The following is a 13,039-nucleotide window of genomic DNA, read 5'->3' as shown; positions in this document are numbered from 1 at the left end:
AGAATTCTTAAGTCCCTGTGAAAAAACTTTGAAAAAAGTGTTCATCGGGCTGGGTTTCCAGGGAGTCTTCGGATATACTGGGCGCCTGCAAAGTTCAAGCGCGGAGCGGTAGTTCAGCTGGTTAGAATGCTGGCCTGTCACGCCGGAGGTCGCGGGTTCGAGTCCCGTCCGCTCCGCCAACTTCAAAAGCCCTCGGCGCAAGCCGGGGGCTTTTTCTTTGCGCCATGGTGGAAATGGCCGACACACGGATGGCGCATGCCTGCCGATGTGGGCGCAGGCCGCGCTGGCGCTGCTTTTGGTCCCTGCGGCGAAGCGGGTTACACTGCCGGGCTCGCCAATAAGGCCTTGTGATTCCTCACCATGCTGCAGAAACTCCGCGACAAGACCTCAGGCTGGATCGTCACTGTGATCCTGGGGCTGCTGATGATTCCGTTCCTGTTCGTGATCGACAACAGCTACCTCGGTGGCGTTGGCGCACAGAACGTGGCCAAGGTTTCCGCGCCGCCGACCTGGTGGCGTTCGGCGCCGTCGTGGTGGCCGGTGCGCATGCTGTGGCAGCACCACGAGATCAGCTCGCAGGATTTCCGCACGCGTTTCGAGCAGGAGCGCATGCGTGAGCGCCAGCAGCAGGGCGACAACTTCGACCCGCGCGCGTTCGAGAGCACCGAGAACAAGATGGCCGTGCTCGATCAGCTGATCGACGAGCAGGTCGTGCGCCTGGTCGGTGAGCAGGCAGGCGTGGTGATCGGCGACGGCGCGGTGCGCGAGTACATCGCGACCATGCCCGCATTCCTCGATTCGAACGGCAAGTTCAACGAGAACAACTATCGTCTGGCCCTGGCCGGCGGCAACCCGCCGCGTACGCCGACCCAGTTCCAGGAGCTGGTGCGCGAGAGCCTGCAGCAGTCGGTGATTCCGTCGGGCCTGCAGAGCTCCGGCTTCGTCACCCAGGCCGAGACCGAGCGCCTGTTGAAGCTGCTGGGCGAAACCCGCGACGTCGAGCTGGCCGCGTTGCCGCCCGTACCGGCCGATACCGCGCCGGTGACCGATGAGCAGATCAAGCAGTGGTACGACAGCCACGGCAAGGATTTCCGCCAGGCCGAGAGCGTGTCGCTGGAATACGTCGAGATCAACGGCGCGAACCTTCCGGCACCGGCGGCGGCCGATGAAGCCACCCTGCGCAAGCGCTATGAAGACGAGAAGGCGAAGTTCACCTCGCCGGAGCAGCGCCAGGCCTCGCACATCCTGATCACCGGTGACGGTGCAGAAGCCAAGGCGAGCAGGATCGCTGCCGAAGCCAAGGCCGCTGGTGCCGATTTCGGCGCGCTGGCCAAGGCCAATTCGGAAGATCCGGGCTCCAAGGACCAGGGCGGTGACCTGGGTTGGGTCGAGCGCGGTGCGATGGTGAAGCCGTTCGAGGACGCGCTGTTTGCGGCCAAGGCCGGTGATGTGATCGGCCCGGTGAAGACCGAGTTCGGTTACCACATCATCAAGGTGGCCGCTGTGCGCGGTGGCCAGGGCAAGTCGTTCGAGGAAGTGCGTGACACGCTGGCCGCCGAACAGCTAAAGGCCGACGGTGAGCGTGGCTTCAACGAGCTGGCCGGTCGCCTGGTCGATGCCATCAACAAGAGCCCGAGCGACCTGGCCGCTGCCGCCAAGGAGGTGAACCTGCCGCTGCAGACGCTGGGCCCGATCACCCGCGCGACCGCCAGTGGCATTGCCGCTGACCCGGCCGTGCTGCGTGCGGCGTTCTCCGACGTGCTGGTGCAGGACGGCACCGCCAGTGACCCGATCGCCCTGGGGGGCGCGACCAACCACAGCGTGGTCATCCGCGTGGCTGCGCACACCCCGGAACAGGCCCTGCCGCTGGACAAGGCTCGTGACCAGGTGATCGCCGCGATCCGCGCTGACCGCCAGCGCCAGGCCAGCGACAAGGCGGCCGATGCGATCCTGGCCAAGCTGAAGGCGGGTGCCACCCTGCAGTCGCTGGCCGCCAGCGAGAAGCTGCAGCTGAGCCCGATGCCGGGCCTGCCGCGCAGCCAGCCGGTGCCGACCCCGGAAATCAACCGCGCGATCTTCAGTGCGCCGGTGCCGGCCGAAGGCAAGCCGAGCTATGGCAAGGTCGACGTCAATGGCCACGCGCTGCTGTTCGCGGTGAACAAGGTCAATCCGGGCGACATCAAGGAAGTGACTGCAGAGCAGCAGAAGCAGCTGAAGGAACAGCTGAGCCAGATCGATGGCATGGCCGCGGCCAAGGCCTACATCGAGGCGATGCGCAAGAAGTTCGTGATCCAGACCACCGAGGCGAACCTGTAAGCCTTGCGGCTGCATCCATGAGAAAGGCCCGGCACTGCCGGGCCTTTTTTTGTGCCTGCCGATGTGTAGCGTCGAGCCATGCTCGACTGCGTCTGCCGGGCGCAGGCATGAAAAAGCCGAGCAAGGGCTCGGCTCTGCAGGAAACAGGGCAGGGCGCGGCGGTGCCGCGCCGGACTCAGTCTTCCACGCGCAGCACGGCGCCCGGCTTCAGCACGCTGCTGCCGCTCAGGCCGTTCAGCGACAACAGGGCCTTGACCGGCATGCCGTAGCGGCGGGCGATGGTCCAGGCCGACTCGCCATCACGCACGGTGTGGCGGCGGCTGCGCGGACGATCAGCGATCGCGGCGACGGTCTTGGCCACCTGCGGCGTCGGTGCTGCGGTGGCGACTGGCGCAGCGCTGGCGACCAGGGCGGATGCGGTGTCCGCCACCGTCGCATTGGCAGCCGAGACAGGAGCCAGCACGCGGGTGGTACCCGACGAGGCGCGGCCACCGCCCGCCAGGGCGGGGTTGAGGCGGGCGATCCTGGCCGGGTCCAGGGCGCGCTGTGCGGCCCACTGCTGGACGCTGGTGCCGGCGGGCAGGGTGTGGTCCTTCAGCACCGGCACGGTGCGGTCCAGCGAGGCCATCACGCCCGGCTGGTCTTCCACGTCTTCCAGCACGCAGGCCAGGGCGTGCAGCTTCTCGACGTAGGCATGGGTGACCGGCGACAGGCCGGGCAGCGCCGACGGCTTGGCGTTCTGCGCGTTCATGCCGGCCTTGCGCATGGACTGCAACACGCGGTACTCACCGGCGTTGTAGGCCATGGTGGCCAGGCGCCAGTCGCCGCCGAACATGCCGTGCAGGGTCTTCAGGTAGCGCACTGCGGCCTGGGTGGAATCGACCGCCGACAGGCGGCCATCGTAGCCGTTGGCCATGGGCACGCGGTGGTTGCGCGCGGTGGTGGCGATGAACTGCCACAGGCCGGTCGGGCCGCTGCCATTGCGGGCATTGGGCCGGTAGCCGCTTTCCACGAACGGGATCAGTGCGAATTCGGTAGGCAGGTTGGCCTTGCGCAGCTCTTCAACCACGTAGCCGAACAGCACCAGCGCATCGTCATCCTGGTTGGCCAGGCGCGACGGGGCGTGGGCGAACTGCTTCTGCCAGCGCGGGCTGGTGGCCTCGGCATTGCAGGTGGGCTCGGCCAGGCCGTCGCGGAAGCTGGAGAAGATCTCCTGGCCATTGCGGACCGACGCGGCCGGCAACGCGGCCGGATCCAGCGGCAGGGCCGCCGCGGCGGCCAGGTTCTGGCCGATGCCCGCGCCCAGCGACTGGGCACCGGCGGTTCCGGCCAGCCCCAGGACCAGGCCCAGGGCCAGCGGCAGACTTCGGCGCATCATGCGCGGAAGCCGTCTTTCCAGTGCCGGAGACCGGCCATGACGTCGACGTCGTCAACGACGTCGCGGCCCAGGTGCGCCGACACTGCCGCGCGGATCGGCGCCGTGTGCACACGCAGGAACGGATTGCAGTCGAATTCGTTGGCCAGGGTTACCGGCAGGGTGGAACGGTCATCGCGGCGCATGGCCAAAGCCTCCTCTTGGCGCTGCCACAGGGCAGCGTTGGCGGGGTCGACATGCCGCGCGAAGACGGCATTTGACACGGTGTACTCGTGGGCGCAACAAAGCAGCAGTTGCGCGGGCAAGGTACCCAGCTTGCGCATCGATGCCAGCAGCTGGGACGGCGTACCTTCGAACAGGCGTCCACAGCCCAGGCTGAACAACGAATCTCCGCTGAAAAGATGTTCAGCAGTGTGAAACGCGATGTGGCTGCGGGTATGCCCGGGCACGGATAGTACGTGGAACGTCCGGCCCAGTGCCTGAACGCGTTCACCTTCGCCGACCCGCTCGGTCGCTGCAGGGATGCGCTCCTCGACGGGCGCGATGACCCGTACACCGGGAAAACGTGCCCGCAACGCGGGCACGCCACCGATGTGGTCATCGTGATGATGGGTGAGCAGGATCGTGTCCACGCGCAGGCCCTGATCGGCCAGCGCAAGCACCGGCGCGGCATCGCCGGGATCGACGACCACGGCGGCGCCAGCGTCGTCGATCAACGTCCAGATGTAGTTGTCCGCAAATGCGGGCAGGGCAGTCAGTCGCATAGAATTGGACCATGCCCGCGCTGCAGAGCACCCGTCAAGCGAGCCAGGCCCCGTGGTTCGACACTGAACCGGCGGGCTCCTTGCGCGTGCTGGAGCGGCAGTTGCTGCTGCCGCAGCTGTCTGTCCTGCCGACGCAGCCCTGGCTGTGGATCGCACCGAGTGCGGCCTGGCTGGAGGATGCGCAGCTGGGCGGGCGCGGGCTGCGGCTGTTCCGGCAGGGCCAGGGCTATGCCGGCGACACCCGCTGTGCGCTGCCGCTGCCGCTGGCCAGCGAGAGCGTCAACGCGGTCGTGCTGCAGCATGTGACCGCGGGCGATGCGGAGCGACTGCTGGACGAGTGCGAGCGCGTGCTGATGCCGGGCGGCCACCTGTGGCTGAGCAGCCTCAACCCGTTCAGCCCTTACCGCACGCATTGGCGCCAGCACGGACTGGTGGTGCGCACGCCACAGCGGATCCGCCTGCTGCTCGGCCGCCACGGGCTGGAGTGCGACGATATGCGTTACCTCGGCCCGCTCTGGCGCGGTGCAGGCAGTCGCCGCACGGGCGGTTGGGCGCCGCTGCGCGCGGCCTGCCTGTTCCATGCTGAAAAGCGCACGCTGGCCCTGCCCGGGCCGAAACCGTTGCCGGTGCGTTGGCTCGGCACCGTTGCCACCTGATCTGGAGTTGTATTGAAAACCATCGAAATCCACACCGACGGTTCCTGCCTTGGCAATCCCGGCCCCGGCGGCTGGGCTGCGCTGCTGCGCTACAAGGGCCACGAGCGTGAACTGAGCGGCGGCGAAGCGCACACCACCAACAACCGGATGGAGCTGATGGCGGCCATTTCCGGGTTGGAGACGCTCACCGAGCCCTGCAACATCGTGCTCTATACCGATTCGCAGTACGTGCGGCAGGGCCTGACGCAGTGGCTGCCCGGCTGGATCCGCAAGAACTGGAAGACCGCCGGCGGCGACCCGGTGAAGAACCGCGAGCTGTGGGAGCGCCTGCATGCCGCGACGCTGCGGCATCAGATCGACTGGCGCTGGGTAAAGGGCCACTCCGGTGACCCGGACAACGAGCGGGTGGATACGCTGGCGCGCAACGCGGCCATCCAGATCCGCGACGCCAGCCCGGTAAACTGAGCCCATGCGTCAGATCATCCTCGATACCGAAACCACCGGCCTGGAATGGAAGAAGGGCAACCGCATCGTCGAAATCGGCTGCGTGGAGCTGTTCAAGCGCCGCCCGACCGGCAACAACTACCACCAGTACATCAAGCCGGACTGCGAGTTCGAACAGGGCGCGCAGGAAGTCACCGGCCTGACCCTGGAGTTCCTGGCTGACAAGCCGGACTTCGCGCAGATCGCCGATGAGTTCCTGGCCTTCATCGATGGCGCCGAGCTGATCATCCACAACGCGGCGTTCGACCTGGGCTTCCTCGACAACGAGCTGTCGCTGCTGGGCCCGCAGTACGGGAAGATCACCGATCGCTGCACAGTGATCGATACCCTGGTGATGGCGCGCGAGCGCTTCCCGGGCCAGCGCAATTCGCTGGATGCGCTGTGCAAGCGACTGGGCGTTGACAACTCGCACCGTGCGCTGCACGGCGGCCTGCTCGATGCGCAGATCCTGGGTGACGTGTACATCGCGCTGACCTCGGGGCAGGAAGAGATCGGATTCGGCCTGGGGGATGACGATGGCGGTGGCGCCGGTGCGGCGCTGCAGGCCTTCGATACCAGCAAGCTGCTGCCGCGCCCGCGCGTAATGGCCACGCCGTCGGAGCTGGAAGCGCATGCCGCGCGGCTGGAGCGGCTGCGCAAGAAGGCCGGCCACGCACTGTGGGATGGGCCGAAGGTGGAAGAGGCCGCCAGCGCGTAATGCCTGGAAGAGGTAGTGCCGGCCGCTGGCCGGCATTTGCGTGAACACGTTTCCCGGTGAACCGGCCAGCGGCCGGCACTACCGCCTCCACGCATGGCGTGGATCTACGGGTTAATGGCAGCGCACCAGGATCACGCTGATGTTGTCGCGGCCACCGCCGTCGAGCGCGGCGGCGACCAGCGTGTCCACGCATTCCTGTGCGCTTGCATCCTCGAAGGCGAGGGTGCGGGCGATGCCGCGGTCGTCCACTTCCTCGGTCAGGCCGTCACTGCACAGCAGCAGCTGCATGCCGGGGCGCAGCTCGCCGCTGGTGGTGGCCACGTTCAGATGTGCCGGATCGGTGACGCCCAGCGCCTGGGTGACCACGTTGCGATGTGGATGCGCGCGTGCCTGTTCGGCCGTCAGGTTGCCCTGCGCGACCAGTTCCTGCACCACGCTGTGATCCTGGCTGAGCTGTGCCAGCTGGCCGTCACGCCAGAGGTAGGCACGGCTGTCGCCGACCCATGCCACTTCATAGCGATTGCCCTGCACGCGTGCGGCGACCACGGTGGTACCCATCGGCAGGGTGTCGTTGCGCCGCCGCGAGGCGCGGATGATCTCTTCGTCGGCGGTGCGGATGGCCTGGGCCAGCGGCGCGCCACGGCGGATCTCGCGCACGATGGTTTCGCGCGCCAGCGCGCTGGCCACCTCGCCGCAGGCGTGGCCGCCCATGCCATCGGCCACCAGCCACAGGGCCAGCTCGCTGTCACCGTAGTAGGTGTCTTCGTTGAGCTCGCGGCGCAGGCCGGGGTGGGTGAGGTGTCCGAATTCGATCATGGTGTGCAGGGGCGGGGTATTGCTGGGGAGACAGGCATCATCGGGGGGCTGCGGGCATCCGGCAAGGCATGCATCCAGGAAATTTTCACTTCATTGACCGGAATGACTTGTCGTCGGCCTGACTTCCTCGTATGATGCGCGTCCCCGGTCCGCCGGGGACCACCCGGAGAGGTGGCAGAGTGGTTGAATGTACCTGACTCGAAATCAGGCAGGCGTTTATAGCGCCTCGGGGGTTCGAATCCCCCCCTCTCCGCCAGATAAAGAAAAAGGGCTGCCGAAAGGCAGCCCTTTTTCTTTATCTGGCGCGGGACGCGACGCGCTCTGCGCGTCGCCCCACACGTTGCTGCGCAACGCGTGGGCCCCTCCCTTTGCCGGCCTCTCCCCGCCCCTGTCGGGGCAGCCCCTCAACAGAGGGGCTTGATCCTCCAGATGCATCACTGAGATCCGCGCGGTGCGTGGATGCGCGGCGGGAATCACGCCGTAGTGACCCTGTACTGATCTGGCGCGGGACGCGACGCGCTCTGCGCGTCGCCCCACACGTTGCTGCGCAACGCGTGGGCCCTCCCTTTGCCGGCCTCTCCCCGCCCCTGTCGGGGCAGCCCCTCAACAGAGGGGCTTGGTCCTCCAGATGCATCACTGAGATCCGCGCGGTGCGTGGATGCGCGGCGGGAATCACGCCGTAGTGACCCTGTACTGATCTGGCGCGGGACGCGACGCGCTCTGCGCGTCGCCCCACACGTTGCTGCGCAACGCGTGGGCCCCTCCCTTTGCCGGCCTCTCCCCGCCCCTGTCGGGGCAGCCCCTCAACAGAGGGGCTTGGTCCTCCAGATGCATCACGGGAGATCCGCGCGGTGCGTGGATGCGCGGCGGGCATCACGCCGTAGTGACCCTGTACTGATCTGGCGCGGGACGCGACGCGCTCTGCGCGTCGCCCCACACGTTGCTGCGCAACGCGTGGGCCCCTCCCTTTGCCGGCCTCTCCCCGCCCCTGTCGGGGCAGCCCCTCAACAGAGGGGCTTGGTCCTCCAGATGCATCACGGGAGATCCGCGCGGTGCGATGCGCGGCGGGAATCACGCCGTAGTGACCCTGTACTGATCTGGCGCGGGACGCGACGCGCTCTGCGCGTCGCCCCACACGTTGCTGTGCAACGTGTGGGCCCCTCCCTTTGCCGGCCTCTCCCCGCCCCTGTCGGGGCAGCCCCTCAACAGAGGGGCTTGGTCCTCCAGATGCATCACTGAGATCCGCGCGGTGCGTGGATGCTGTTCCTGCTGGCAGGCTCATCCACGCATGACGTGGATCTACCGGGGATATCCGTGCGGACGCTGCGGGTTACCATGTACGCATCACCTGCTGGAGCTTTTCCCCATGACCGCTGAAATCCTCGTTCCCGTTTCTTTCGGCGAGCTGCTGGACAAGATTTCGATCCTGCAGATCAAGTCCGAGCGCATCAGCGACGAGGGCAAGCTGGCCAACGTGCGCAGGGAGCTGTCGGCGCTGGAGCAGACCTGGATGGCACACCCGGCGGCCGTGAAGGACATCGCCAGGCTGCGTGCCGAGCTGAAGGTGGTCAACGAGCAGCTGTGGGAGATCGAGGACGACATCCGGCTGAAGGAGAAGGCGCAGGCGTTCGACCAGGGCTTCATCGACCTGGCGCGCAGCGTGTACCTGCGCAATGACGAACGCGCGCGCATCAAGAAGGCGATCAACCTGGCGCTGGGCTCGGCGTACGTGGAGGAGAAGTCCTATCAGGATTACGCGCAGCGCGTGTAATCCCGGGCGGCCTGCCGCTCACCCCAGGTGGTCGGCGACGTAGCGTTCGAAGGCAGCGATACCGTCTTCCACGGTGATCAGTTCCATCACATCGTCGAACTCGATCTTGGTGCCCCACTTCAGATCGGTGGCCTGCTTGGCGAGGTACTTGCGTGCCGCATCGTCGTAGCGGTCCACGCAATAGCGACGATCCGAGTACGGGCCGCTGCGGTTCGGATTGCTGGCCGCATGCAGGCCCAGCACCTTGGCGCCCATCGCGTTGGCGATGTGCATCGGGCCGGAATCGGGCGTCATCACCAGGTTGGCGCGGGCCAGCAGGGCGGGCAGCTGCTTCAGCGTGTCCTTGCCTACCAGGTCCAGCGCCGGCGTGTGCAGCTGTGCCTGGATGGCGTCGGCCATGCTGCGCTCAAGTTCGCTGCGGCCGCCGCACAGCACCACCTGCCAGCCGCGCGTAACCGCGTGGTTGGCCACGGCGGCGTAGCGGTCGGCGTACCAGTTGCGGCGCACGTGGCTGGAGCACGGCGAGATCATCAGCACCGGGCGACCATCGTCGTGCCACTGCGCGGCGGCCCACTCATATGCCGACTGCGGCACGGCCAGGTCCCAGCTGACCTCGGTCTGGCGCAGGCCCAGCGGTTCGCAGAAGCTGCCGATGGCATCGAGCACATGGATGCCGGGACGGTCAGGAATGCGTTCGTTGATGAAAAGCCCATGCAGGTCCTTCGAGCGGCTGCGGTCGTAGCCGATGCGGCGCTCGGCCGGAATGAAGGCCGACAGCAGGTTGGCGCGGAACGCGACCTGCATCTGCAGCAGCGCTTCGAAGCGCCCCGGCGGCAGCTGCCTGCGCAGTTCCTTGACCCCGGCCATGCCGCTCTTCTTGTCGTAGGGATGGAAGGTGACGCCGGGCAGGCCGTCGAGCAGCTTGTGGCCGACCTTGTCGATGATCCAGTGGATCGGCGTGTCCGGGCGCGCGGCCTGCAGGGTACGCACCAGGGGCACCACGTGGGTGACATCGCCAAGTGCGGACAGGCGCAGGAGGCACAAGGAGGAGGACGCTGATGCCATGTGTTGTTAGACTCAATGAAATGGTCGCATTCGACGCCAATGAAGCGCTGACGCCATGCCGCGAGGGTCGCGGCATCGGGGCCATTCTGTTCGACCGCGAGCGGCTGCGGCAAGCCGAGATCGGCCTGTTCTCGCCCCAGCACTGGGGCAGCAGGGCCCGGCCGGTGGGCGAGGGCGGCCGCGGCAGCGCCTGGTTCGTCGATGCGCCGTTCGGTGCCAGCGTGCTGCGCCACTACCTGCGCGGCGGCATGGCGGCCCGTATCAGCCATGACCAGTACCTCTGGCGCGGCTCGGACCGGACCCGCAGCTTCGCCGAATTCCGCCTGATGCGCGCCCTGCGCGAGAAAAAGCTGCCGGTGCCACGGCCGATCGCCGCGTTCTACATGCGCGAGGGCCTGCGCTACCGGGCGGCGATCCTGATGGAGCGGATCGAGGGCGTGCGCTCGCTGGCCGACCGCGCACTGGTGGCCGGCCGGGGGGCTCCCTGGGAGGAGACCGGGCGCCTGATTGCCCGTTTCCATCGTGCCGGCCTGGACCATGCCGATCTCAACGCGCACAACATCCTGTTCGATGGCAGCGGCCATGGCTGGCTGATCGATTTCGACCGCGGCGTGATCCGCATCCCGGCGACCGCCTGGCGCGAGCGCAACCTCAAGCGCCTGCTGCGCTCGCTGATCAAGCTGCGCGGCGAGCGCAGCGTGGAAGACGTGCAGAAGGACTACGCGCGGCTGCGCCGTGCCTATGACATGGCCTGGAACCGGGGCACCTGATGGACTGGGCGTTGCGTTTCCTCGGCGTCGGCAATGCGTCGGCGGTCGAGCTGGGGTCGCCGATGTCGGTGATCGAGCGCGATGGGCGCCCATGGCTGACCATCGATTGTGGTGGCGAAGGCCTGACCGCATTCAAGGCGCACTACGGGCAGATGCCGCAGGCGCTGTTCGTCACCCATGTGCACCTGGACCACGTGGCCGGCTTCGAGCGCCTGTTCGTGGATACCTTCTTCAATGCGCACCGGCGCGGCAAGGTGCGCCTGTACGTGCCCGCCACGGTGGTGCCGCTGCTGCACAAGCGCATCGGGGATTACCCGAACGTGCTGGCCGAGGGCGGTGCGAACTTCTGGGATGCCTTCCAGCTGATCGTGGTGGGCGAGGCGTTCTGGCACGAGGGCGTGCGCCTGGAAGTGTTTCCGGTGCGCCACCACTGGCCGGAGACGGCCTATGGCCTGCGCCTGCAGGGCGCGCTGACCTGGAGCGGCGATACCCGGCCGATTCCGGAGATGCTGGCCCGCTTCGCCAGTGACAACGAACTGATCGCTCACGATTGCGGCCTGCACGGCAATCCCTCGCATACCGGCGTGGACGATCTGGAGCGTGAGTACAGCGCCGAACTGCAGGCGCGGATGATGCTGTACCACTACGCCAGCGCGGCCGATGGTCTGGCGCTGGCTGCGCGTGGGCACCGCGTGGCGCAGCCGGGGCAGTGCGTGCCGCTGGCGAGCCCGACCGCCCCGCACGTGCTGGCCCAGGACCCGCCGTGAGGGGTACCGGCCAGCCCGCAGATGCGGCGTTGGCTGCCGGGCTGGAGGCGCTGGAGCGCGCACTGCATGCGCCGCAGGTGCGTGCCGAGCGCGAGCAACTGGCCGCATTGCTGGATGAGGATTTCAGCGAGATCGGCAGCTCCGGCCAGTGCTACGACCGTGCGGCCGCGCTGGTGGAGATTCCGCTGGAGCGTGCCCAGGTGCAGATCGAATCGGAGCAGTACGCCGTCTGGCTGCTGTCGCAGGACCTGGCCCAGGTGCGCTACCGCAGCCGCCATCACCTTGATGGGCAGCTGCAGCACTGGGTGCTGCGCAGTTCGCTGTGGCGCCGGCACGGGGACAGATGGCGCATGGTGTTCCACCAGGGCACGCCCGAGGCAGGGTAGCGCGGTGCCATGCCGGGCCAAGAATGCGGAGCCGGGGTCAGATCCCTTTGCCATGCAAAGGGATCTGAGCCCAGTGCGGAAAAGGCGGTGGCCCCGCCGGCTGACCTCGGCGCCCGCGTCGATCGATACCGTTGCTGCCTTCCGGCCCTGGCGGGGTTTTCGACCTAGCGTCGCGAGGGGCCGACGGGGCCACCATAGAGACGTTGGCCGCCCGGTGGGCGGCCAGTTCACGGATCAGGGGAAACAGCGCGCGGCGCGCCGGAGACCACAGCCGGACTGCACATCGGGCTGGCCGATGGCAGACGCGCATTCTAGCGCAGACGGGCCCATCGACGCCAGCTTCATGCACTGAATCGGCTGTAACCCGCTTCCGGCGGCAGCGGCCGGTACCCACCCCCGTTGCTAGAATGCCGGCCAGGAGGAACGACCTCCCCCACATCGGGAACCAATGACCAGGACGGCCTGGCCCTACCAAGAGGAGGGCCGTCATGGCCTGGATCTATCTGTTGTTTGCCGGCCTGCTGGAAATCGTCTGGGCCGTGTCCATGAAGCAGTCCGAAGGCTTCACCCGGCTCACCCCCACCGTGGTCACCATCATCGGCATGATCGCCAGCTTCTGGTTGCTGGCGGTGGCCATGCGCAGCCTGCCGCTGGGAACCGCCTATACGATCTGGACCGGCATCGGCGCGGTCGGGGCGTTCGTGGTTGGCATTGTGTTCCTGGGCGAGCAGGTCAGCCCGATGCGGATCGGTGCGGCGGTGTTGATCGTTTCCGGCCTGGTGCTGATGAAACTCTCCAGCAGCTGAATTTATTTACTCATGGCGGGGAATGGATTCTCCGCCACATGCAGCAATATGCATTTTCGGCAAAACCATTTTGTCCGCCCCTGTTATTTGACGCACGTCATAAAAATAGCGCGCGTGATTCACATGCCGCTGGCACCGTCGGTCGCACAGTGCCGCCATTCGTCGGGCGAAATCGGGGAGTTTTCGGCTTGACGGACGCGCTGGCGCACCTGTCCCCGGGTGCGATCGCGTGAAGATGTGAAGATTTTCAGGAGTTAATGCCTTCAGGCCTTGTTCCCGTTCGGGGAGCCGGGGTGGGCCGCATTGTCTCCAAAAAACCTGCCAGCTGTGCCATCCGGTCTTTTCA

The 13,039-nt window shown here is 67.0% G+C and carries 13 protein-coding genes, 2 tRNA genes and 1 other RNA gene; 11 read left to right on the top strand and 5 right to left on the bottom strand.

The genetic code is table 11. The features are described 5' to 3' along the window. Positions 1 to 102: 102 nt before the first annotated feature. Positions 103 to 179 (top strand) — tRNA-Asp (locus E5790_RS05260). A 181-nt stretch (positions 180 to 360) separates the two neighbouring features. Then, positions 361 to 2,316, top strand: a complete 1,956-nt coding sequence (locus E5790_RS05255; RefSeq protein WP_049440257.1) for a peptidyl-prolyl cis-trans isomerase — start codon at positions 361 to 363, stop codon at positions 2,314 to 2,316. 175 nt (positions 2,317 to 2,491) lie between these two features. On the opposite strand, the gene E5790_RS05250 is transcribed toward E5790_RS05255, so the two are convergent. Both E5790_RS05250 and gloB read right to left on the bottom strand, forming a co-directional pair. Beyond that, entirely contained in the window at positions 2,492 to 3,694 is a 1,203-nt protein-coding gene (locus E5790_RS05250; RefSeq protein ID WP_046429131.1) for a lytic transglycosylase domain-containing protein, read from the bottom strand. Then, entirely contained in the window at positions 3,691 to 4,455 is a 765-nt protein-coding gene (gene gloB, locus E5790_RS05245) for a hydroxyacylglutathione hydrolase (protein ID WP_049440253.1), read from the bottom strand. Before gloB ends, E5790_RS05250 begins: the two co-directional genes overlap by 4 nt. A gap of 11 nt (positions 4,456 to 4,466) precedes the next feature. Between gloB and E5790_RS05240 the strand changes: the two genes are divergently transcribed. Genes E5790_RS05240 through dnaQ form a run of 3 tightly spaced genes read left to right on the top strand, consistent with a single transcriptional unit; the run spans position 4,467 to position 6,312 of the window. Then, positions 4,467 to 5,111: a methyltransferase domain-containing protein gene (locus E5790_RS05240; RefSeq protein WP_041863105.1), complete on the top strand. Its 645-nt coding sequence runs from the start codon at positions 4,467 to 4,469 to the stop codon at positions 5,109 to 5,111. Between the two features lie 12 nt (positions 5,112 to 5,123). Continuing rightward, positions 5,124 to 5,576 (top strand): ribonuclease HI, encoded by a 453-nt coding sequence (gene rnhA / locus E5790_RS05235; protein ID WP_014646157.1) that lies wholly within the window; start codon positions 5,124 to 5,126, stop codon positions 5,574 to 5,576. A 4-nt stretch (positions 5,577 to 5,580) separates the two neighbouring features. Continuing rightward, positions 5,581 to 6,312, top strand: a complete 732-nt coding sequence (gene dnaQ / locus E5790_RS05230; RefSeq protein ID WP_014646158.1) for a DNA polymerase III subunit epsilon — start codon at positions 5,581 to 5,583, stop codon at positions 6,310 to 6,312. A 111-nt stretch (positions 6,313 to 6,423) separates the two neighbouring features. On the opposite strand, the gene E5790_RS05225 is transcribed toward dnaQ, so the two are convergent. Beyond that, entirely contained in the window at positions 6,424 to 7,128 is a 705-nt protein-coding gene (locus E5790_RS05225; protein ID WP_014036153.1) for a PP2C family serine/threonine-protein phosphatase, read from the bottom strand. A gap of 165 nt (positions 7,129 to 7,293) precedes the next feature. Here E5790_RS05225 and E5790_RS05220 point away from each other — a divergent pair. Continuing rightward, a tRNA-Ser gene (locus E5790_RS05220) sits at positions 7,294 to 7,384 on the top strand. Positions 7,385 to 8,494: 1,110 nt separating this feature from the next. After that, positions 8,495 to 8,899 (top strand): DUF6165 family protein, encoded by a 405-nt coding sequence (locus tag E5790_RS05215; RefSeq protein WP_014646159.1) that lies wholly within the window; start codon positions 8,495 to 8,497, stop codon positions 8,897 to 8,899. A gap of 18 nt (positions 8,900 to 8,917) precedes the next feature. Here E5790_RS05215 and E5790_RS05210 read toward each other — a convergent pair whose 3' ends face one another. Beyond that, on the bottom strand, positions 8,918 to 9,964 hold the full coding sequence (locus tag E5790_RS05210) for a glycosyltransferase family 9 protein (protein ID WP_111205556.1): 1,047 nt from the start codon (positions 9,962 to 9,964) through the stop codon (positions 8,918 to 8,920). 20 nt (positions 9,965 to 9,984) lie between these two features. Here E5790_RS05210 and E5790_RS05205 point away from each other — a divergent pair, with 20 nt between their 5' ends. Genes E5790_RS05205 through E5790_RS05195 form a run of 3 tightly spaced genes read left to right on the top strand, consistent with a single transcriptional unit; the run spans position 9,985 to position 11,887 of the window. Further along, positions 9,985 to 10,734, top strand: coding sequence for a 3-deoxy-D-manno-octulosonic acid kinase (locus E5790_RS05205; RefSeq protein WP_032958195.1), 750 nt, complete (start codon positions 9,985 to 9,987; stop codon positions 10,732 to 10,734). Beyond that, a complete protein-coding gene (locus tag E5790_RS05200; protein ID WP_046429135.1) occupies positions 10,734 to 11,501 on the top strand; it encodes an MBL fold metallo-hydrolase in 768 nt (255 codons plus the stop codon). The genes E5790_RS05205 and E5790_RS05200 overlap by 1 nt, the downstream gene beginning before the upstream one ends. Further along, complete coding sequence (locus E5790_RS05195) at positions 11,498 to 11,887, top strand: nuclear transport factor 2 family protein (RefSeq protein WP_111205555.1); 390 nt, start codon at positions 11,498 to 11,500, stop codon at positions 11,885 to 11,887. Before E5790_RS05200 ends, E5790_RS05195 begins: the two co-directional genes overlap by 4 nt. A 90-nt stretch (positions 11,888 to 11,977) precedes the next feature. Here the strand turns inward: E5790_RS05195 and ffs are convergent. Continuing rightward, an RNA gene (gene ffs / locus E5790_RS05190) (signal recognition particle sRNA small type) lies at positions 11,978 to 12,074 on the bottom strand. A 301-nt stretch (positions 12,075 to 12,375) separates the two neighbouring features. On the opposite strand from ffs, the gene sugE reads away from it, so the two are divergent. Further along, the gene (gene sugE, locus E5790_RS05185) at positions 12,376 to 12,693 is read left to right on the top strand and encodes a quaternary ammonium compound efflux SMR transporter SugE (protein ID WP_005415486.1); all 318 of its coding nucleotides are present in this window, start codon (positions 12,376 to 12,378) and stop codon (positions 12,691 to 12,693) included. The last annotated feature ends 346 nt before the right edge of the window (positions 12,694 to 13,039 follow it).

It is taken from the genome of Stenotrophomonas sp. PAMC25021 (genome assembly GCF_004795795.1).
GTDB classification, from domain to species: Bacteria; Pseudomonadota; Gammaproteobacteria; order Xanthomonadales; family Xanthomonadaceae; genus Stenotrophomonas; species Stenotrophomonas muris.
This window is presented reverse-complemented; position numbering and strand designations above follow the sequence as displayed.